Source organism: Candidatus Benthicola sp., from assembly GCF_058719085.1.
Genome location: NZ_JBZQEK010000058.1, coordinates 78,657 through 97,723 on the forward strand (window position 1 = coordinate 78,657; position 19,067 = coordinate 97,723).

A 19,067-nucleotide genomic window follows, 5' to 3' on the forward strand; every position below is an offset into this window, starting at 1 on the left:
CAGGCGACACGTGAGTTCCTGTGAAGGCCTCGTCGGACTCGAGGAGGCCGAGCTCGTTCGACGTCTCGGGTCTCCCGTCACCCGGCGCGAGACCGGCAACGAGGTCTGGATGGTGTTCCGCTCTCCCGAGATGAGCCTGAGAGTTCGTCTCGCCGGGGAAGACACCCTGCGCATCGCATCCTGGACGGCTTCGTTCGATCCGGGACATGCGAGCCTCGCCGAGGCCGCCCGGGCCGTCGGGCTGTGGCCGGCGGCGGCACCGGACGAGGACGCATCTGCGGTGGATCGACCCCTGATCCGGCGTGCCCTGCGATGCCACACTTCCGACCGCGTCCATTCCCTGACCGCTACCGTACGCAACGGCCGCTTCATCGCGGTGTCCGTGTTCGACGAACCTCCCGACTGGATCTAGCCTCGTCAAAACGCCGCCCGCGGCGTGCCGTTTCTCCAGCCCCCGCACGAACTTCCGACCGCCTCTTGCGTTCTGCACTCCCTTGTCTACGTTAGGCTCGACAGAACAGGCGAATTGCAACGGCGCTCCGGATGCTCCCGGGACCCTCCCGGCGCGGTACACACGACACGAGGGCACGGCCAGGAATTGCTCCGTACCAGCAGGTCTGACCGCCGGGCAGCGACTCTGCTGGAGCCGCTGCAGGTGCTGTACTGGATCTACGCGGCCCGCCTCGTCATTTCGCTGGCCGTGTTCGGGTCGGCCGTGCTCGTGGGGGACCTCCTGGAGCGACAGGCGCCGGGTTCGCTGTCGCCCGAGTTCTCGCTCATCGCGATCGTCGGGCTGGCCGCTGCCGCGTTTCTCACCCCGATCGCGTACCGGCTCAGCCATCGCAAGGGACGGGAGATCGGTCTCGGTTTCCTCTACTCCCAGGCCGTGCTGGATGTGGCCCTCATCAACGGGATCGTGTACATCACGGGCGGGAGCGAAAGCCCGTTCGTATCCCTCTTCATCGCTCTCGCCGCCGGGTACGCCCTCGTCCTTCCGCTGAGCTCGGCGATCCTCACGGCGCTCTCGGCGGGCGTGCTCTATCTGGTGGTGAACCTGGTCTTCGGGGCGGACACGAGCACCTCGACTCTGGTGCTTCAGGTTCTGATCATGATGCTGGTCGCGGTGGCGGCGAGCCTGGTCGGGGCGCGTTTCCGTCAGGTTCGATCCGAACTCCGCTCCGTCGAGGGCGAGCTTCACCGCCTGAGGCTCGATACGGCGGACGTGCTGAGGAACATTCCCTCCGGTGTCATCACGCTCGACGCCTCCGGCAACCTCGTCTACATGAACATCGCTGCATCGGTCCTTTGCGGCCTCGACGACATTGGCCTGCTCGGGCGGGACCTGCTGCCGGAACTGGAGCGGCGTGCACCGGAGGTGGCCTCGGCGGTGAGGGAGACGATCGAGACGGGTCGGCGGATCCAGGATCGGGAGGCGGAGATCCACGACGTCTCGGGGCGCGAGGCCGAGGGAAGAGGCGAGGATCCCGTTCCGGTGTCCGTGAGCACGACGATGCTCCAGGACGTCGGCGCCGGTCCATCACACGTCGTCCTTCTGCAGGACCTGCGGGCCGTGAAGCAACTCGAGAACCTGCGCCTTCGGACGGGCAAGCTCGAGGCCGTGGCCGAGCTCTCCGCCTCTCTCGCCCACGAACTGAAGAATCCTCTCGCCTCGGTTCGGAGCGCCGTGGAACAGCTGTCCGCGCGCTCGACGGCCGACGAGAACGAGCAGATCCTCGCTCGCCTCATCGTGCGGGAATCCGACCGACTCAGTCGGATCCTGAGTGAATTCAGCGACTTCGCCCGCGTCGGGGTGGCGGAGAGGAAGCCCGTGGAGGTGGAGCGGCTGATGCGGGAAGTGATCGAGACCGTGCGGCGTCACCCGGCGGCCGAGGGGCGCGCCACGATCGAGTCCGAAGTGCTCGACGACATGTCGAACCTGTGGGGAGACCCGGAGCTGCTGCATCGGACGCTGTTCAATCTCGTGCTGAATGCCGTCCAGGTAGGAGATCCCGAGGAAGCGGTCACCGTGCGCGTGGTGGCGGATGCGCTGAGACCGGACCTCGTGCCCTCCGAGGTTTCTCTCGGCCACCCGGTGAGAATCCGGGTGATCGACGACGGTCCGGGCATCGAAGCGGAAGACCTGGCCCGAATCTTCGACCCGTTCTATACCCGCCGCCAGGGCGGGAGCGGTCTGGGCCTGTCCATCGCGCACCGCGCCGTGCAGGCGCACGGCGGGGCCCTGATCGCGAGCTCGAATCCAGGGGAAGGGGCGACCTTCGCCATGGTGCTGCCGCGCCGGTCGGGGAGAGGAAGAGACCGATCGGAAGCCCGAGAACGGGAGAGGGCGGCCGATTCGGGGGCCAAGACGCATTCCGACAGCGACCCGATCGTGACGAGACGCTGAGCGGGGTCGGGGCCCGACCCCGCCCGCCGAACGAGAACGAACCCACGACCCGGCACCGGCCGGCACCGAAGGAGCTGACATGCGAGACAAGCCGTTGATTCTGTTGATCGACGACGAACAGAGCCTGATCGAGACGCTGACCGTCCTGCTGAAGGGCGAGGGCTTCGAGGTGATCTCCGAGCTCACGGGGGCCGGTGGCGTGAAGGCGTTCAAGGAGAAGGACCCGGATCTCGTGCTGACGGATGTCCGCATGCCGAAGATGAGCGGCATCGAGGTGCTCGAGGAGATCCGGAAGACGAACCCGAACACGCCGGTCGTCCTGATGACCGCGCAGGCTTCGCTGCAGTCCGCCATCCAGGCGGTGAACCTGGGGGCCACGCATTACGTGCAGAAGCCGTTCGAGAACGACGAGCTGCTGGCCGTTCTGGGTCGTTCCCTCGACTGGGGCCGCCTGAAGCAGGAGAACGCGGGTCTCAAGAGGGAGCTCAAGAAACAGCAGACGCTGAAGGCGGGCCGACCGATCGGCGTCAGCCCGTCCTTCGAGGCCTCGCTGCGCCTCGCGGAGAGCGTGGCGGACAGCGAGTCCACCATTCTGATCGGCGGGGAGAGCGGGACCGGCAAGGAGGTGTTCGCCCGGTACATTCACGACCTGTCGCCCCGGTCGAACCGCCGGTTCCTGTCGCTCAACTGCGGGGCGCTTCCGGAGGGACTGCTCGAGTCGGAGCTGTTCGGACACGTGAAGGGCAGCTTCACCGGCGCCGTGCGAGACAAGGAGGGGCTCTTCGTGGCCGCCTCCGGCGGGACCTTCTTCCTCGACGAAGTGGGCGAAATGGCTCCATCGACCCAGGTCAAGCTCCTGCGCGTACTGCAGCAGCGCGAAGTGATCCCGGTCGGGGCGACGGAAGCGATCCCGGTCGATGTGCGCCTCATCGCGGCCACGAACAGGGACCTGGAGCGCGACATCGAGGAAGGGCGCTTCAGGCGTGACCTGTACTACCGGCTCAACGTCATCACGCTGGAGCTTCCCCCGCTGAAGAACCGGGACGAGGACATCGAGCTGCTCGCGGAGCATTTTCTGGCTCAGCAGGCGGAAGGCGACCCGAAGGGCGCCAAGAAACTGTCGGCCAAGGCCCTCGCCGTGCTGAAGGAGTACCACTGGCCCGGGAACGTTCGTGAGCTCGAGAACGTGATCGAGAGGGCGGTCGTTCTCACCGCGGGTGCGACGATCAAGCCCGAAGCTCTCCCGGCTCGACTGCGGGAGGCCCCGCCCGAGCCCCTGGTGCAGGACCGGCCGGCCGCCAATCCCCCCCTCGACATCATCGAGCGCGCGTACATCGAGCACGTGCTGCGCGCCGAGGCCGGCAACAAGACGAGGGCGGCCGAGGTGCTGGGCATCGATCCGAGCACGCTGTACCGCAAGATCAAGCGGTATGACCTCGAAGCCTGACCGGTCAACCGTTGCAGTACGGCACGCAAACTTTGCAGAGTGCAATGGCACGCAGTCGGCGCCCCGCCTCGCAATCCGCTCATGTGCCACGTAACTACATGATCGATAAGGTGTTGAGATTCCCGAAAGCCACCGGCACACGGTCTGCCACTACCCGATGCCGGAGGCAAGGTCCTCCAACGGTGAACGAAAGCGAGCATTCGGAAGAAGAACCGTTCACGAACCAGAACCGATGGAGGACTCATGCTCCGCAACACGAAGGGTTTCACCTTGATCGAGCTGCTGATCGTCGTCGTGATCATCGGCATCCTCGCCGCGATCGCGATTCCGCAGTTCGCCAGCACGAAGGAGAAGGCGTTCGACGCGACGGCGAAGAGCGACGTCCGCAACGCGATGTCCGCCCAGGAGGCCTACTTCGCCGACGAGCAGACGTACGGTCCGGGCGCGCTGGCCGCGGGCAACTTCACGACCAGCACCGGGATCAGCATCACGGCGTCGGCCGCGTCGGCCGGTGGCTACAGCGTCACCGCGTCGCACAACAGCTCGGGCAACTCGTACTGGGTCGAGGTCGGCACGGGCAGCACGGTCGAGGGCAAGATCCAGAAGTCTCCGTAAGGATCCCTTCCGGATCTTCGATTCTCTTGAAGATCGCTGACCAGGGCGCGTCGGGAACTCCCGGCGCGCCCTTCGGTCATCCGGAGGGTGCTCCCCCCGAGCACGGGAGGTCGGGTTGACCGGCATACCCGCGAGGGTCCGGCGCGTCGTGTCTCCCGGCGGGGCCGCCGCCGTCTTCTTCCTCGCTCTCGCCGCCCTCTTCTTCGACCGTGTGCTGTTTCGGGGCGAGGCGTTCTTCAGCCGCGATGTCGCTCCCTTCTTCTACCCCATGAAGCACTTCCTCGCCTCCACGGTCCGCTCGGGCCAGTTGCCGCTCTGGAACCCGTGGGTCGCCGGCGGAGAACCGTTCTTCGCATCGCTCCAGCCGGGGCTGCTCTATCCGGGCAGCGCGGTCCTGTACGGACTCCCGATGCCGGCCGCCTTCGACTGGCTCGTCGTTCTGCACTACCCTCTGGCCGGAGCGGGCATGGCGCTCCTCCTGCGACGCTGGGGCCATGGCTGGCCGGGGGCGGTGACCGGAGGCGTCGCCTTCATGCTGGGCGGCTTCTTCGTGTCGCTCGGAAACTTCGTGAACAACCTGCAGACGGTGGCCTGGGTGCCATGGCTGTTCCTGTCGTGGGACCGGGTCATCGACGGGGAGCGGGTCCGAGACCTTCTGCTGTTCGCGGTCCTGTGCGGGGTCGCGTTCCTGGGCGGCGAGCCGCAGATGCTCGCCCTGGCTCTCCTGCTGGTGTTCGCCCATGGTCTGCTCGGCGTGCAGGACCGCAAACTCGGCGGAGGACGGCAGACCGCGGCCTTCGCGATCGCCGGCGTGCTGGCTCTCCTCCTCGTGTCGGTGCAGTTGCTCCCCTTCGCCGAGTACGTGAGCCACTCCGTGCGCACGCTTCCGATCGAGCTGGAGTATGCGGCATCCCGCTCCCTCGATCCTGCCGGAGCCTGGCACTTCCTGTTTCCGCCTGCGCTCCGGGCCGGCACCTACGGCTTTTCCACCCGCTACATGGCGAGCACGGAGGTGCCCTGGATCCTCAGCATCTATCCGGGTGCGATCGTTCTCGTCCTCGCGGCGATCGGGGTGCTCCGCGGCCGCGGGCTCCGATGGACCTCGTTCTGGGTCGGCGTCGCCGCGATCGGAATCCTCCTGGCCCTCGGCAGCCACAGTTTCCTGTACCGGGCGCTGTTCGATGGGCTGCCGCCGTTCAGGGCATTCCGATACCCGGAGAAGTTCCTGCTCCCGGCGGCGCTCGCCTTGAGCGTGCTCGCGGCCCGGGGTGCCGACCGGTGGCTCGACCGCGACTCGAGCCCCTCGGATCGCAAGAGCCGGAGTGGAGTGTCGAGGTGGGCGAAGGCGGAGGTCTGGGTGCCGCTCCTGTCCGGCGCCGCCCTGTACGCCTCGTTCGCAGTGTGGCTGTACGCCGTCGACGGAGGTCTCGCGAACGCGTGCCGGGACTGGCTCGACGGAGCGATGCTGTGTCGGGAGCCGCAGGAGGCGGGTCGCCTGTACGGGAGCATCTCGGTGCGGATCGCCGTCCTGATCGCGTGCCTGGCCGTCGTCACGGGTCTGTATCGATCCGGCCGCCTGCGCCGCGGGCTCGCCACCACACTTCTCGTGGTGCTCGCGGCGGTGGACCTCGGCACGGCGCACCGGGAGGTCAACCCGTCCGTCGAAGCCGACATCTACCGGACTCCGCCCTGGACCGCGCGCGCTCTCGACGAGTCGATGACGCCGAGGGGCGATGTGCGGTACCGAGGGTCCCCGCACCGGGCCGCGATGGGTAGCGTGGTGAAGGTGCAGGGGGCCTGGGAACTGTCGAACATGTACCTCGACTACCAGACGATGGGGCCGAACGTCGGACAGATCTTCGGCTTTCCGATGCAGGACGGGCTGCAGGGCGTGGAGTTGGTCTCCGTGGCGCTCACCCACGAGGCGGCCATGCGTGCGTGGAGCGACGACCCGCTTCGTTTTCTCCGCGCGATGAACGTCGGATACTACGCCGATGCCACCGCCGGGGCCGATTCGATCGCCGGGCTGACGCTCGTCGATTCGCACCCGGAGCTTCCGATCCGGCTGTACGCGGTGCCGGACCCGGTGTCCCGCCTGTACCTCGTCCCCGCGGTGGAGCAGCGGAACGGGCCGGCCGAGGCTCTCCGGCGCGTGCTGGAGGACGACTTTCCGCTCGGCCGCAGCGCGGTGCTCGAGGTCGCGGCACCGGAGTCGATCGATCCCGGGGCCACGGGCGAGGTCCTGGAGCGGACCGACCGCACCAACCGGGTATCCGCGCGAGTTCGGGCCTCGGGGCCGATGCTGGCGGTCCTCAGTGACCGATGGTACCCGGGCTGGAAGGTCACCGTGAACGGTGCCGAAGCTCGACTGCTGAGGGCGAACGGAGTGTTCCGGGCCGTGGTCGTTCCGGCCGGCGAGAGCGTGCTCGAGTTCCGCTTCGATCCTGGCTCGGTTCGGCTGGGCGCCGCCTTCAGCGCCATCGGGCTGCTCGTTCTCGTGTCGGCCTGGGCCGTTTCCGGGAGGCGGGCGGCATGATCCGGCAGCCGAGGCGGTGGCCGACGCCGACCGCCCTGCGGTGGCTCGCCTTCGGGCTGTTCGCCGTGACGCTGCCGGTGACCGCTCTCACCGCCCTGGACTACGGGATCGCGAGCGATGTCGGCAACTATTTCTACGGCTCGTTGCGTCAGCTCGCCTGGGCCCGGGAGCTGGGACAGGCGCTGCTCTCCGGGACGCCGATGGAGGCCATTCAGCCCGACCGGGTCTTCGAGCAGTGGCGCTGGTACATCGAACGGATCCCGCATCCGCCGCTGTCGCGCGAGCTGAGCGGGCTCTCATGGGTCCTTCTGCGAGACCTCGTGGATCCGCTCACGGCGTATCGAGGGGCGGTGATGCTGACGTTCGCCGCGCTCGCCGCGGCCGTCGGAGCCTACACGGCGTGGCGATCCCGGTCCCTCGCTGCGGGGATCGCGGCCGGCCTGGCCGTACCCGCGATGCCGGTCCTGTTCGCCCACGGTCACCTCGCCCATACGGACCTCTTCCTGGCAGCGTTCTGGTTCGGGTCCATCGCCAGCCTGGATGTCGCGGTGAAGGAGGGAGGATCAGGTTGGTTCTTCGCCTCCGGGCTGCTCCTGGGCGCTGCCGCGGCGACGAAGTTCTCGGGACTTCTCCTCCTGCCGGTGCTGGCTGCGTGGCTGGTGGTCAATCGAAGCGGCCTTGCCGCCTTCCTGGTGCTCTGCCTCGCGGGCGCGCTCGTCTTCTTCGCCGTCAACCCGGTGATGTGGATCGACCCGGCCCAGGGGGTGCGCGACTACCTGCAGGCAGGCCTCGACCGGGCTTCGGTGGAAGCGACCCGCATCACCACGCTGTATTTCGGCGAGATCTATTCGTTCCGCCCCCCCTGGCACTACCCGTACGTCTGGACGGCCATCGTCATACCGGTTCCCCTGCTGCTGGCCACCCTCACGGGTCTGATCGCTCCGCGCAGCGGCGCTCTGCGGGGGCTCGTGCTGATCAACATGGCGGTCCTGTACGGCGCCCTCGCCCTTCCGTCCGCGCCGATGCATGACGGGGTCCGCCTGTTCCTCCCCCTGTTTCCTCTCTACTGCGTGCTGGCCGGGACGGGCGCGGTGGCGATCGGGGAAGGGGCCACCCGAGTGATTCAGAATCGGTACCCGGCGACCGAGAGGCGACGGGACTTCATCGTGGCCCTGGCCATCCTCGCGTGCGTCGGCACGGCTGCCCTCCGCACGGCCGAGGTTCATCCGTACCAGCTCTCGTATTTCAACGCCCTGGTCGGCGGAATCGAGGGAGCGGAAGAGAAGGGGCTGGAGGTCAGCAACCTGAAGGAGGTCCTGAACCGTTCGGCACTGGAAGATCTCTCGGGGATCATACCGCCGGAGGCGAGGATCGATCCGGGCTTCTTCATCGAGGAGATCTGCTTCTACCAGGCCATCGGATGGGCGCCGAGCGGGTGGCGCGCCGAGACCCGGCTGACCCGACCGGAGGGCTCGCCCGGGGTGTCGCTCGGGTGCGAAGGTCCGCAGAGCTTCACGACGGTCGCGCTCGATCGGGACGCCTTGCCGGCGGATTTCGTCTTCGTCCTGAACCGCCGGGCCCAGTGGAGAAGCACGGAGTCAGCCCTCGCCGACTTCGGGGGAACGCCCGCCTACGCCGTTTCGCTTCGTGGAGTGCCCCTGTTCATGGTGTACCGGACCCAATGATCGAAGAACGGTCGGCGCGGCGCTTCGTGGGTTGGACCGGCGCGTTGCTCGCCATCGTCGCCTTCGCCTCGCTCTACCCGGGGCTCGATGACGTGGGCATCGCGTGGGATGAGCCGTATTACTTCGATTCCACCCGCCGAATCCAGGAGTGGGCGTCGCGGATCGCCGACGGACCGGATCGTCTGAGCCTGTTCAGTCAGGAGGAAGTCCGAAGCACCTTCGATTGGCGTCGCTACTGGAACCCCCACCCTCCCGCCTACAAGCTGGTGATGGCCGCGACGGAGGGCGCCTTCGGCCGATGGACCGGGACGGTCGCCGGCTACCGGCTGACGCCGCTGGCCTTCTTCTGCCTTCTCGTGGCGTTCGTGACCTGGCTGGCCGGCTTCGCATGGGGCAGGATGGCCGGGATCGGCGCGGGGCTGTCCCTTCTGCTGATGCCTCGAGTCATCGGACACGCACACATCGCTGCCACCGATATGGTGCTCGCCTGCGCCTGGTTCGCGGCTTCCGCAGGTCTCGCTCTCTACGTCACGCGCGACGAGAAGCGCTACCTGGTGGTCGGTATCCTCGCGCTCGGGTTCGCACTCGCGACGAAGTTCACGGGCTATCTTCTGCCGCTCGCGATGCTCCTCTGGATGATCGCCTACGGTCGGTCGAAGCACGCCCTCATCGGCGCGATTCGCTGGGGAATCGGCGGGCTGATCGTCGCCTGGCTCCTCAACCCGCTCATGTGGCACGACCCGGTAGCCGAGACCCTCCGCCTCGTGAGCGACAGCGCGTCGCGGAGCGAGACGATTCCCATCGCCACGTATTACCTCGGCCGGGCGTGGGGCTACGAGGTTCCGGGACACCAGGCCATGGTGATGACGCTGATCACCGTGCCGCTGTCGATCCTCGTCCTCGGCGTCTGGGGGGGCTGGGTGTCGGCCAAAGAATGGGAAAGGGACGCGGTGGGAGGCCTCTGCCTCACGCAGATCCTGTTCTGGATCGCCCTGATGGCGGCACCCGGCTCGCCGAACCACGATGGGGTACGTCTTTGGCTGCCCATGTTTCCGTTCGTGGCCGTTCTGGCGGGAGGTGGCTTCGCGTCGATGGTCGGAATCGCCCGACACCGGTTACCGAAGGCCGGGCGCTCTGCGGCCGCCCTCGTTCTGGGGGCGCTGTTCTTCGTGCCCGCGTTCGCGCAGACCTCGAGGGTCGCGCCCTACTACCTGTCTTACTACAACGAGGTGATCGGCGGCCCGAGGGGAGCGGCCCGGGCCGGGATGGAGACGACGTACTGGCTCGAGGCCGTCACGCCCGCGTTTCTGGAGGAGATCAACCGAGCCCTGCCGCCCGGGGCCCGGCTGTCGGCCTGGCCGAACGTGGATCACTACGAATGGCTCCAGGCCCACGGCATGCTGCGGGAGGATATCGAGGTGACCGAACGAATGCCGGCGGACTATCTTCTGCTCGTGGCGCGCAAGGCATCCTTCAGACCGTATCACTGGCGGATCTACGCGAACGTCCGTCCCGAGCTGGCCGTCGAGCTGGACGGGGTGGAACTGGCGGGACTGTACGCCTGGCAACCGGACCGAGACCGGGATCCCGACCGGGAGGAGCCGTGAAGACGCTCGATGCCGTAGTTCCGGTATACAACGAAGAGGCGATTCTTCCCGAGCTGAATCGCCGGCTGACCGAGACGCTCGAGGCCCTTCCGTACGCATGGCGCGTCATCTACGTCGACGATGGCAGTCGCGACGGGACGCCCGATCTCCTCGCACGTTTCGCGTCCGAGGAATCGCGGGTAGGGGTGGTGCACCTGTCTCGCAACTTCGGCCAGCAGCTGGCCATCTCCGCCGGCCTGGCGATGACCCGTGCCGACGCCGTCGTTCTCCTGGATGGTGATCTCCAGGACCCACCCGAGGTGGTTCCCCTGCTCACGGAGCGGTGGGAAGCGGGCTACGACGTCGTGTACGCGGTGAAGCGTGAGCGGAAGGAGTCTCTCCCCAAGCGAGCCCTGTTCAACCTGTTCTATCGCATCCTCCGCAAGCTGAGCAGCCTGGACATCCCGGCGGACGCCGGGAACTTCTCGCTCATGGATCGCTCGGTGGTCGACGTGCTGAACACGATGCCGGAGCGGGACCGGTACGTCTCCGGGCTCCGGGCCTACGTGGGCGGTCGGCAGACCGGTGTCGAGTTCGAGCGGGCGCCGCGGTACGCGGGCCAGCCCCGGCAGTCGTTGCTCAAGCTCGCGCGGATGGCCACCGATGCCTTCTTCGCATTCTCCGAGATTCCGCTCCGGCTGGCCACGATCATGGGCTTCATCGTGTCGGGGATCGCGTTTCTCGTGCTGCTCAACGTGCTCTACCAGAAGCTGATCTCCGGCGCCGCGATCCTCGGCTGGGCCTCGACGATGACGTCCATTCTCTTCCTCGGTGGCATCCAGTTGATCGCCGTCGGGGTGATCGGAGAGTACATCGGCCGCATCTACAACGAGGCCAAGGGACGACCCCCCTGGATCGTCGGCCGCGTCCGCAACCTGACAGCGCCGCCATCGGCGGACGTTGCATCGCTTCACGAGGACGCGGGTTCGGCTTGAGCGCCGGGCGACGGACCCCGTGGCCCGGTCCCGCCGAAGCGCGGCGGCGAACGTGAAGCCGGGGACCGTCGGGAGAGCCGCGGGCTGGCTCCTGCTTCTGGCCCCCCTCGTTCCTCTGTCGTGGCTGTTCGGCGACATGGGTGCCGACCGGGGACTCGTCCCTCCTTCCGAGGCGCTGCTCGGCCTCTTCGTCTTCGGGACGCTGGCCGTCTTGCTTGCACGCCTCGTCCCCGCCAGGTGGACGGCTCGCTGCGTCGATGCGCTGGGGCGCGAAGAGGGCGGCGCCCGATGGCTTCCGGCCGCCTCGATCTTCGCGCTCCTCGGGCTCCTGCTGACGACCTCGTGGCTCGCATTCGCGAGACGTCCGCTGCTCGTCGACAGCGTGGTCCAGGTGTTCCAGGCCCGGATCTTCGCGACCGCGAGGCTGACCGCGCCGGCGCCTCCCGGGGAGGCCTTCTTCGCGGTCCAGCACATGCTGGTGGACGGAGGCAGGTGGTACTCCCAGTATCCGCCCGGTCATTCCGCGCTCCTCGCCCTTGGGGTGCCGTTCTCGGCGGTGTGGCTCGTGCCCGTGCTCCTCAGCTGTGGAACGGCTCTCCTGCTGTACGGATTTGCACGGCGGGCGTACGATCTGCCGACGGCGCGGATCACGCTGCTTCTCGTTCCGCTGGCTCCGTTCTTCTGGTTCATGGGCGCGAGCCACATGAATCACGTTTCCACGCTCTTTTTCGTCTCCCTGTCTCTGTACTGGATCGCCCGGTGGGAAGACGGCGGCTCCCCGGGAAGCCTCTTCGCCGCCGGTTTGTCGATCGGAGGGGCCCTGCTGTGTCGTCCCCTGACGGCCGCCGCCATCGGTCTCGCGATGGCCCCGTTCGTGGCGCGCTCGGCGTGGGGCCGTCGGGATCTGAGTTCGGTCCTTCTGGGCGGCGCCGGGGCCCTGGTCGGCGTCGCGATATACCTGGTGTACAACGCGGCGACCACCGGGGACCCTCTCCTGCCCGGGTACGTGAAGCTGTGGGGCGATCAGCACGGCCTGGGCTTTCACGCCACGCCCTGGGGCGACGTGCACACGCCCCTCGCCGGTCTCCGGAACGAGCTGACGGACCTCTCTCTCCTCTCCTCCTTGCTCTTCGAGGGGCCGATCCCCGCCCTCATCCCGGCCGGCCTCCTGTTTGCCGCCGGGTGGGCTACGCGCGACTGGGACCAGAGGCTCATGGCCGCGTTCCTGTCTCTGCCGGTCGCGTACCTGTTCTACTGGCACCGGGATGCCTTCCTCGGCCCCCGCTACCTGTATTCGGGACTCGCCTTCCTGTTGCCTCTCACGGCGCGCGGGTTGATTGAGCTGCTTCGACGGTCGTCTGGAAGGATCCTGTGGTCCGGACTGTCGATCACCCGGGTGCCTTTGTCCGGCGCGGTCGCCGCTCTGGTCGTCCTGTGCCTCCTGTACGCCGGTCTCTACTCCGCTCCCCGCAGATTCGAGGTGTACCGGTCGGGTCTGGCCAGCATGAAGGTGGACATGGCGGCCGAGGCCCACGGGGAGGGGATTCGCGATGCCCTGGTGTTCGTGCCGGTGAGCTGGGGCAACCGGCTCCTGGCCCGGATGCGCGGGATCGGCGTTTCGGCTGCCTTGGCGGAGACCGCATACCGGCGCAGCGATCACTGTGCGATCGAGTTCATTCTTCGGCAGGCCGAGACGGAGGGATGGTCGGGCAGCCGGACGGAGGCCGCCTTGACCCTTCTCGGGGCAGGCGGCGCACCGGTTCCCGCGTCTGCCGGCGTCTCCAACGGGGATCCGACGCTGCGCCTCCTTCCCGGCGCCGCGATCCCTCCCGCGTGCCTCGAGGAGATCGCCTACGATCGCCGCGGGTACTCGAACTACCTTCCCTTCCTCGCGGACCAGGCGCCGACGCTCGATGGCCCGCTCGTCATTGCCCGCGACCTCCGGAGCCGTAACCTGGAGCTCGTGGCCGCGTTTCCGGGACGCCGGTACCTCCTGTTCAGAAACGGAGCCTTCGAGCCCCTGACGCTGCTCCCATGACGCTTCGTTGATGCCGGTGGCTAGCCTATCCCACTCGGCGGACGCCCGGCGAAGCGAGGGAGCAGATGAGCATTCCATTGCGGGAGATTCGGCGCGGGGCGAGCCATCGACCTGAAGCGCGCAGGGGGAGACGGGGGGCCACGCTCCCCGAGGTGCTGATCGCCCTGACAGTGCTGTCGACTCTGCTGGCCATGGGCGCCGGGGGCTTCCGCTCTCTCGGCGCGGCCCTGTCGATGCAGGCAGCCACCCGATCGGTGCGGAATCACATGGCCCTGGCCCGGTCTCTCGCCGTGGCGCGGCGGGAACGAGTCCGGCTTCGGCTCGATGGGTCGGGCGATCTGGTGCTCCTGGACGATTCGGACCGACGTCTCGCGGCGGCGTCCGTGGGCCGCGGTGGCGAGGTCCGGGTCGACTCCGTCCGACTCCGTCCGGCCACCTTGCGGTTCAATTCTCGGGGCCAGGCGGCGCCCGGAAGCGTCTACCTGTATCGCGGGGACCGGATGGTGAGGATCGTATCCAATTTCCTCGGCCGTCTGAGGGTCGAGAGCCGCCGAATTCCGTGACGCGGCCGCACGAGGAGGATTCGGACACGTTTTCGTGCGATATGCACGGTGGAAGGGCGGCAGAGGGCCCTGATGGCCCGGTTTTTCGGCTTCATGGCGTGGTAGAGTTCTTGCGCGCGCTGACCGGGGAGGCGCGGCCGTCTGCGGCCGGATTGGCGCTCGCCGAGGTCATCGTGGCGATCGCGCTCTTCGGCGTGACCGTGCTGGGTGTGGCGGCGATCGGAATCGAGGCCGCGAGAATGGCCCGGATCGCTGCGGCCCGAACGGCCCAGGCGATGCTGGTGGTGGACGTGCTGGAGACGGATCGCCGATCGCCGCGAGTCCGCTCCACCGACGTTTCGGTGGACACGACCCGGATCGGCCCTCGCCTCATGGAGCTCAGGGTTACGGTCCGCGCCCGTGAAGGGGCCGGTCCGCGGAGTTGGGTGACGCGCAGGCTGGGCGCCCCCTGAAGACGGCGGCAGGAGATGAACCGTTGCGAACACGCCACAGGCAGGTGAAGTTGCGGCGGCGGTCACGGCCCCTGTCCGTCCGAACCGGATTGACGCGCGGAAACGGGCGGCTCTACTGTGATGGGGCCGATCCGTCGCTCCGACAACCATCTCGCTGAACGAAGTCGATCATGGCCCTATTCGGCATCGGCCGGAAGAAAAAGACGGTTGGCCTCGACGTGGGAAGCGGCTTCATCAAGGTCGCGGTCATCGACCACTCGGGCGACGCGCCGGAGGTCGAGCGGTTGGTGGTGCGTCGCCTGGGGGCGGACGCGATCGTCGAAGGCGAGGTGATGGATCCGGGCCTCGTGGCCGAGACGATCGATGCGCTCTTCGTGGATGAGGGCATTCACGAGCGGGACGTCGTCGCGTCGGTCGGCGGTCGGGACCTGATCATCAAGCCGATCCAGATGGACCGGATGAAGAAGGCGGACGCCCGGGACGTCATACGGTGGGAGGCCGAGCAGCACGTCCCCTTCGACATGGACGACGTCCAGCTCGATTTCGAGATCACGGACCCGGAGGGCGAGGGGCTCCAGATGAGCGTCCTCCTCGTCGCGGCCAAGCGCGAGCTCGTGGACAACAAGGTGGCGCTTCTCGAGGAAGCGAACCTCGCGCCCCGGATCATAGACGTCGACGCCTTCGCGCTGCACAATTCCCTCGAGGTCAACTACCCGGAGGCGATGAAGGGCATCTCGGGACTCGTGAGCATCGGCCACGAGATTACCAATGTGAACATCCTCGAAGACGGCGTTCCGGTGCTCACCCGGGACCTCAGCTTCGGTACCCGGCGGCTTTCGCTGGATCTCCAGCGCGAGCGCGGGATGCTTGCGGACGAGGCGGAGGCGGTACTGCGAGGCGATTCCGTGGATGAGCGCCTGCGCAACTTCCTGTACGAGAGAGCCCAGGAGGTCGGTCGCGGGATCGAGCGGGCGACGGCGTTCCTCGAGACCCAGGAGGTGGGGGCGAGTCTCGGGCGGTTGTACCTGTGCGGAGGCGGGGTGCGCGTGCCCGGTCTGGTCGAGGCGCTGGCGGAACGACTGGGCGTGGAGACCCGCGTGGCGAGCTCCCTCGAGGTCTTGAGCGTCAAGCCCGGTGCGGTGGAGGGCATGGACCTCGAGCACGTGGGCCCGATGATGATGCTCGCGGTCGGTCTGGCGCTTCGAGAGGCCGCGTGAGGGCGCGACGATGATCGAGGTCAATCTCCACCCGGAAGGGTCGACGAGGCGCAGACGGGGACGCCCCCGAGCGATGCCCGCGTGGCTCAAGTCCGCTCGACCGGCCGAGGGCAGAGACCCGTGGCTCGTGGCTGCGATCGCCGTTCCCGCCGTGGTGCTTCTCCTGGTCGGCTGGATGTGGTTCTCGCAGCGGGGCCAGCGGGGGGAACTCGAGGAGAGGATCGCCGGAGCCGTCGAAGATTCGGCCCGCCTATCGGATCTCAGGGCCCTGAGTGACAGCCTGATCGCTCGCGAGACCCAGGTGCAGGCGCGGCTGCAGCTGCTCGAGGGGCTGGACGAGGGACGCTTCGTGTGGCCGCATCTTCTCGACGAATTCAGCCGGGCGCTCCCCAGTTACGCCTGGCTCACCTCGATTCGCGAGTCCAGCCCGTTGCCCGACCTTCAGGTCCAGGTCGATGGCATGGCCGCGAACCCTCTCGCCATCACGGCGTACGTGCGGAGGCTCCAGGAGTCACCGTTCGTCGGTGAGGTGCGCATCCTCGGAAGCCAGGAGACGAATCTCGACGGCTTCAGCGCGCACTCCTTCAAGCTGATCGTGGCCTACGCGGAGCCCCAGGATTCGCTGGTGGCGGGAGAAGGAGGCTGACATGGCGATCCTTCCCCAGGACCAGCGTCAGCAGACCCTGCTGCTCGTCATCGTGCTCGCTCTGGCGGGCGGGGCGCTCTACTTCAACTTCATCCAGCGGCCGGGAGCCGAGCAGATCGTGGAGCTCATGGACCGGGCCGAGGACCTGGAGACGCAGAACCAGATCGCCGAGACGCGGGTGGGCAATCTGCAGCAGCTGCGCGATCGGATCGATGCGGCCGAGACCCGGTTCGAGCTGGTGGAGAGGCTGGTGCCGTCGAACGCAGAGGTTCCGGCGATTTACGAGGCGATCGCTACCCAGAGCCAGGCCCTCGATCTCCGACTGATCAACGTGGAGCCGAGCCTTCCCGAGCCCGCGGACAGCGGGGCGTACTTCTTGCGCCAGCAGTGGCAGATGGAGGTCCAGGGCGATTATCACGCTCTGGCCACGTTCCTGACCCGGGTGGCGTCGTTCGATCGGATCGTTCGGCCTCACGTGACCCAGGTCACGCCGGCGGGCGAGACGCCGAGCGGACGGCAGCTGGTTTCTGCCTCGTTCGGGCTGGAGACGTTCGTGCTGGCGCCCGAAGCGGCGGATGGCGGGAGTCCGGAGGTCGGCGAATGATGGCGAACGGCAGGGCGACCGCGCTCATGATCCTCGTGGCGATGCTGATCGCCGCGCCGGGCCTCGTGGCGCAGGAGAGCGCTCCGGCTGACGGTGTGGGAGCGCAGGACGTTCCGACGCTCGAGCGGGAGACGTTCACGTACGCCCGGGAGGGTCGCCGCGATCCGTTCAAGCCTCTCGAGGCGGGCGCGGAGCTCGGGCCGAGGTTCGAGGATCTCGAGCTCAGCGGCATCATATACAGCCCCGAGGCGGGGAGCATCGTCGTCCTGGTGGATCGTTCCACCCAGCGGCGGTACCGCGTCTGGGAAGGCGATTTCGTAGGTGGTGCGCAGCTGCTCGACGTGACGCCGGAGGAGGCGGTCTTCCTGGTGACCGTCTTCGGTGTGAGCCGGCAGGAAACGCTGCGCGTGAAGAACACGGACAAGGAGTAGCACGGATGATCGGCAAACAGGTCCTCGCGACTCTCCTGACGGCCCTGTGGGCGGTGGCGCCCGCGGGTCGGGTGCAGGAGGTCCGGATCTCCCCGTCCGGAGATATGACCGAAATCGCCGTCATCATGAACGGCGATGTGGAGGTCCGGGACTTCATTCTGAGAGACCCGGCTCGCCTCATTCTCGACGTCCACGGAGCCGTGAACGAGCTTCCCGGGGAGTCGTTCGAAGGGATCGGACGTGGTGGGGTGGTCCGCCTGCGCTCGAGCCAGTTCCGCGACGATGTCGTCCGGCTCGTCTTCGACCTCGCCCGACCGGCGAGCTACGAGATCCTCGATGACGAGGGCTTCTACACCGTTCGCTTTGCCAATCCCGGGGGCGCGTTCGAGCCGTGGAGCAGCAGTGCGGTCACGACGGGTACCGTAGCCATGACGGATCGTTCTCCCACGCCGTCCGCACCCGCGCTTCCGTCCACTTCCAGGATCACGCCCCAGGAGTCGGCCGAGCTGGCGCGAGTGACGGTCGCCTATGACAGCGCGAGCATGCTCGAGGTGCTGGCCGGCTTCTCCGAGTTCGCCGGCGTGTCGATCGTTCCGAGCACCGATGCTGCGGAGATGACGGTGCGGGGTGTCGACATCCGCAATCAGCGATGGGACGTGGCGCTCGACGCGATCCTGGCTTCTCAGGGGCTCGGATGGCGCCTTCAGTCCGAAGGCATCCTGATCGTCGACAAGCTCGAAGGCATTCGCGCTCGGGATACGTTGCAGACCGAGACGCGCGTCTTCAAGGTCAACTATGCGTCCGCCGACTCCGTGGCGGCGACGCTCGAGAAGCTGGCCACCCCGAATCGAGGGCAGGTCGTGCCGTACCTCGGCGCCAACTCCGTCATCGTCACGGATGCTCCTTCCGTGGTGGCGCGAATGGACAGCCTGATCCGCAACCTCGACGTCAAGACCCCGCAGGTCGCGATCGACGCGAAGATCATCTTCGTGGATCGCACCGACGTCATGGAGCTGGGGATCATCTATGACCTCAAGGACATGCAGGGGAACTCGATCAATCAGGTGATCGCGGTTCCCGACCCGTTCAATCCGGGCGAGCTCACCAACGAGACCCTCGTCGACCTCGGCGGTAACTCCGTGGCGCTGCTGGCCAACGCCAATGACCAGGTCCTGTCACCCTCTCTCGAGATCCTGGCCTCGGTGGCGTTTGGGGACTTCTCGCTGTCGGCGTGGCTGCAGGCCCTCGAGCAGCACAAGCTCTCGGATGTTCAGGCCGCCCCGACGATCCAGGTGGTCGACAACCACCATGCCCGGATCCAGGTCGGCGAAAAGACGCCGGTCCGGGTCCTGGACACGGGAAGCGGCAACGTCGAGGCCACGGCCACCGTGTCGTACGAGGACACGGGGATCATTCTCGACGTCACCCCGCACATCACCAACAACAACCAGATCCTGCTTGACGTGCACGCCGAACGATCCGGGATCCAGACGGACATTCCCGACATCGGCTTCACCTTCCTCAAGCAGGTCGGCCAGACACGGTTGCTGCTGGACGACGGAGAGACGATGGTGATCGGCGGACTGACGCTGAGCCAGGTGGATCGCAGCGAGACCGGGATTCCTCTTCTCATGGATTTGCCGGTCCTCGGCGCGCTGTTCCGCACGACGAAGAACCAGGAGCGGAAGACCGACCTGATCATCCTCGTGACGCCCCACATCGTGCCGTAGGGCGGAACGGGTGACCCCGCGGGGCCGCCCTCGCTCCGGCAGATGGCATCCGCGGGGCCGGGTCGATCCCGGCCCCGCGTTTTGCGTCCGGTCGCTCTGACATATACTGCGAACCGTT

16 protein-coding genes are annotated in these 19,067 nt (G+C 67.4%); all 16 read left to right on the forward strand.

Features of this window, described 5'->3' with window-relative positions:
* Nucleotides 1-10 precede the first annotated feature (10 nt).
* Nucleotides 11-412: a hypothetical protein gene (locus AC36XV_RS04450; protein ID WP_492202472.1), complete on the forward strand. Its 402-nt coding sequence runs from the start codon at nucleotides 11-13 to the stop codon at nucleotides 410-412.
* Between the two features lie 243 nt (nucleotides 413-655).
* Nucleotides 656-2,404, forward strand: a complete 1,749-nt coding sequence (locus AC36XV_RS04455; RefSeq protein WP_492202473.1) for a two-component system sensor histidine kinase NtrB — start codon at nucleotides 656-658, stop codon at nucleotides 2,402-2,404.
* A 79-nt stretch (nucleotides 2,405-2,483) separates the two neighbouring features.
* Complete coding sequence (locus AC36XV_RS04460) at nucleotides 2,484-3,851, forward strand: sigma-54-dependent transcriptional regulator (protein WP_492202474.1); 1,368 nt, start codon at nucleotides 2,484-2,486, stop codon at nucleotides 3,849-3,851.
* A 243-nt stretch (nucleotides 3,852-4,094) separates the two neighbouring features.
* Entirely contained in the window at nucleotides 4,095-4,466 is a 372-nt protein-coding gene (locus AC36XV_RS04465; RefSeq protein WP_492202475.1) for a type IV pilin protein, read from the forward strand.
* A gap of 115 nt (nucleotides 4,467-4,581) precedes the next feature.
* Nucleotides 4,582-7,002, forward strand: a complete 2,421-nt coding sequence (locus tag AC36XV_RS04470) for a hypothetical protein (protein WP_492202476.1) — start codon at nucleotides 4,582-4,584, stop codon at nucleotides 7,000-7,002.
* On the forward strand, nucleotides 6,999-8,687 hold the full coding sequence (locus tag AC36XV_RS04475; protein WP_492202477.1) for a glycosyltransferase family 39 protein: 1,689 nt from the start codon (nucleotides 6,999-7,001) through the stop codon (nucleotides 8,685-8,687). The genes AC36XV_RS04470 and AC36XV_RS04475 overlap by 4 nt, the downstream gene beginning before the upstream one ends.
* Complete coding sequence (locus tag AC36XV_RS04480) at nucleotides 8,684-10,294, forward strand: ArnT family glycosyltransferase (protein WP_492202478.1); 1,611 nt, start codon at nucleotides 8,684-8,686, stop codon at nucleotides 10,292-10,294. The genes AC36XV_RS04475 and AC36XV_RS04480 overlap by 4 nt, the downstream gene beginning before the upstream one ends.
* Nucleotides 10,291-11,268: a glycosyltransferase family 2 protein gene (locus tag AC36XV_RS04485; RefSeq protein ID WP_492202479.1), complete on the forward strand. Its 978-nt coding sequence runs from the start codon at nucleotides 10,291-10,293 to the stop codon at nucleotides 11,266-11,268. The genes AC36XV_RS04480 and AC36XV_RS04485 overlap by 4 nt, the downstream gene beginning before the upstream one ends.
* A 52-nt stretch (nucleotides 11,269-11,320) precedes the next feature.
* A complete protein-coding gene (locus AC36XV_RS04490) occupies nucleotides 11,321-13,306 on the forward strand; it encodes an ArnT family glycosyltransferase (RefSeq protein WP_492202480.1) in 1,986 nt (661 codons plus the stop codon).
* Nucleotides 13,307-13,371: 65 nt separating this feature from the next.
* Nucleotides 13,372-13,869, forward strand: coding sequence for a GspH/FimT family pseudopilin (locus AC36XV_RS04495; RefSeq protein WP_492202481.1), 498 nt, complete (start codon nucleotides 13,372-13,374; stop codon nucleotides 13,867-13,869).
* 110 nt (nucleotides 13,870-13,979) lie between these two features.
* Nucleotides 13,980-14,321, forward strand: coding sequence for a hypothetical protein (locus AC36XV_RS04500; RefSeq protein WP_492202482.1), 342 nt, complete (start codon nucleotides 13,980-13,982; stop codon nucleotides 14,319-14,321).
* Between the two features lie 170 nt (nucleotides 14,322-14,491).
* Entirely contained in the window at nucleotides 14,492-15,538 is a 1,047-nt protein-coding gene (gene pilM / locus AC36XV_RS04505) for a type IV pilus assembly protein PilM (protein ID WP_492202483.1), read from the forward strand.
* Between the two features lie 73 nt (nucleotides 15,539-15,611).
* The gene (locus AC36XV_RS04510; protein ID WP_492202484.1) at nucleotides 15,612-16,184 is read left to right on the forward strand and encodes a PilN domain-containing protein; all 573 of its coding nucleotides are present in this window, start codon (nucleotides 15,612-15,614) and stop codon (nucleotides 16,182-16,184) included.
* A 1-nt stretch (nucleotide 16,185) separates the two neighbouring features.
* Entirely contained in the window at nucleotides 16,186-16,788 is a 603-nt protein-coding gene (locus tag AC36XV_RS04515; protein WP_492202485.1) for a type IV pilus inner membrane component PilO, read from the forward strand.
* The gene (locus AC36XV_RS04520; protein ID WP_492202486.1) at nucleotides 16,785-17,219 is read left to right on the forward strand and encodes a hypothetical protein; all 435 of its coding nucleotides are present in this window, start codon (nucleotides 16,785-16,787) and stop codon (nucleotides 17,217-17,219) included. Before AC36XV_RS04515 ends, AC36XV_RS04520 begins: the two co-directional genes overlap by 4 nt.
* A gap of 5 nt (nucleotides 17,220-17,224) precedes the next feature.
* Nucleotides 17,225-18,949: a secretin GspD/PilQ domain-containing protein gene (locus tag AC36XV_RS04525; RefSeq protein WP_492202487.1), complete on the forward strand. Its 1,725-nt coding sequence runs from the start codon at nucleotides 17,225-17,227 to the stop codon at nucleotides 18,947-18,949.
* The last annotated feature ends 118 nt before the right edge of the window (nucleotides 18,950-19,067 follow it).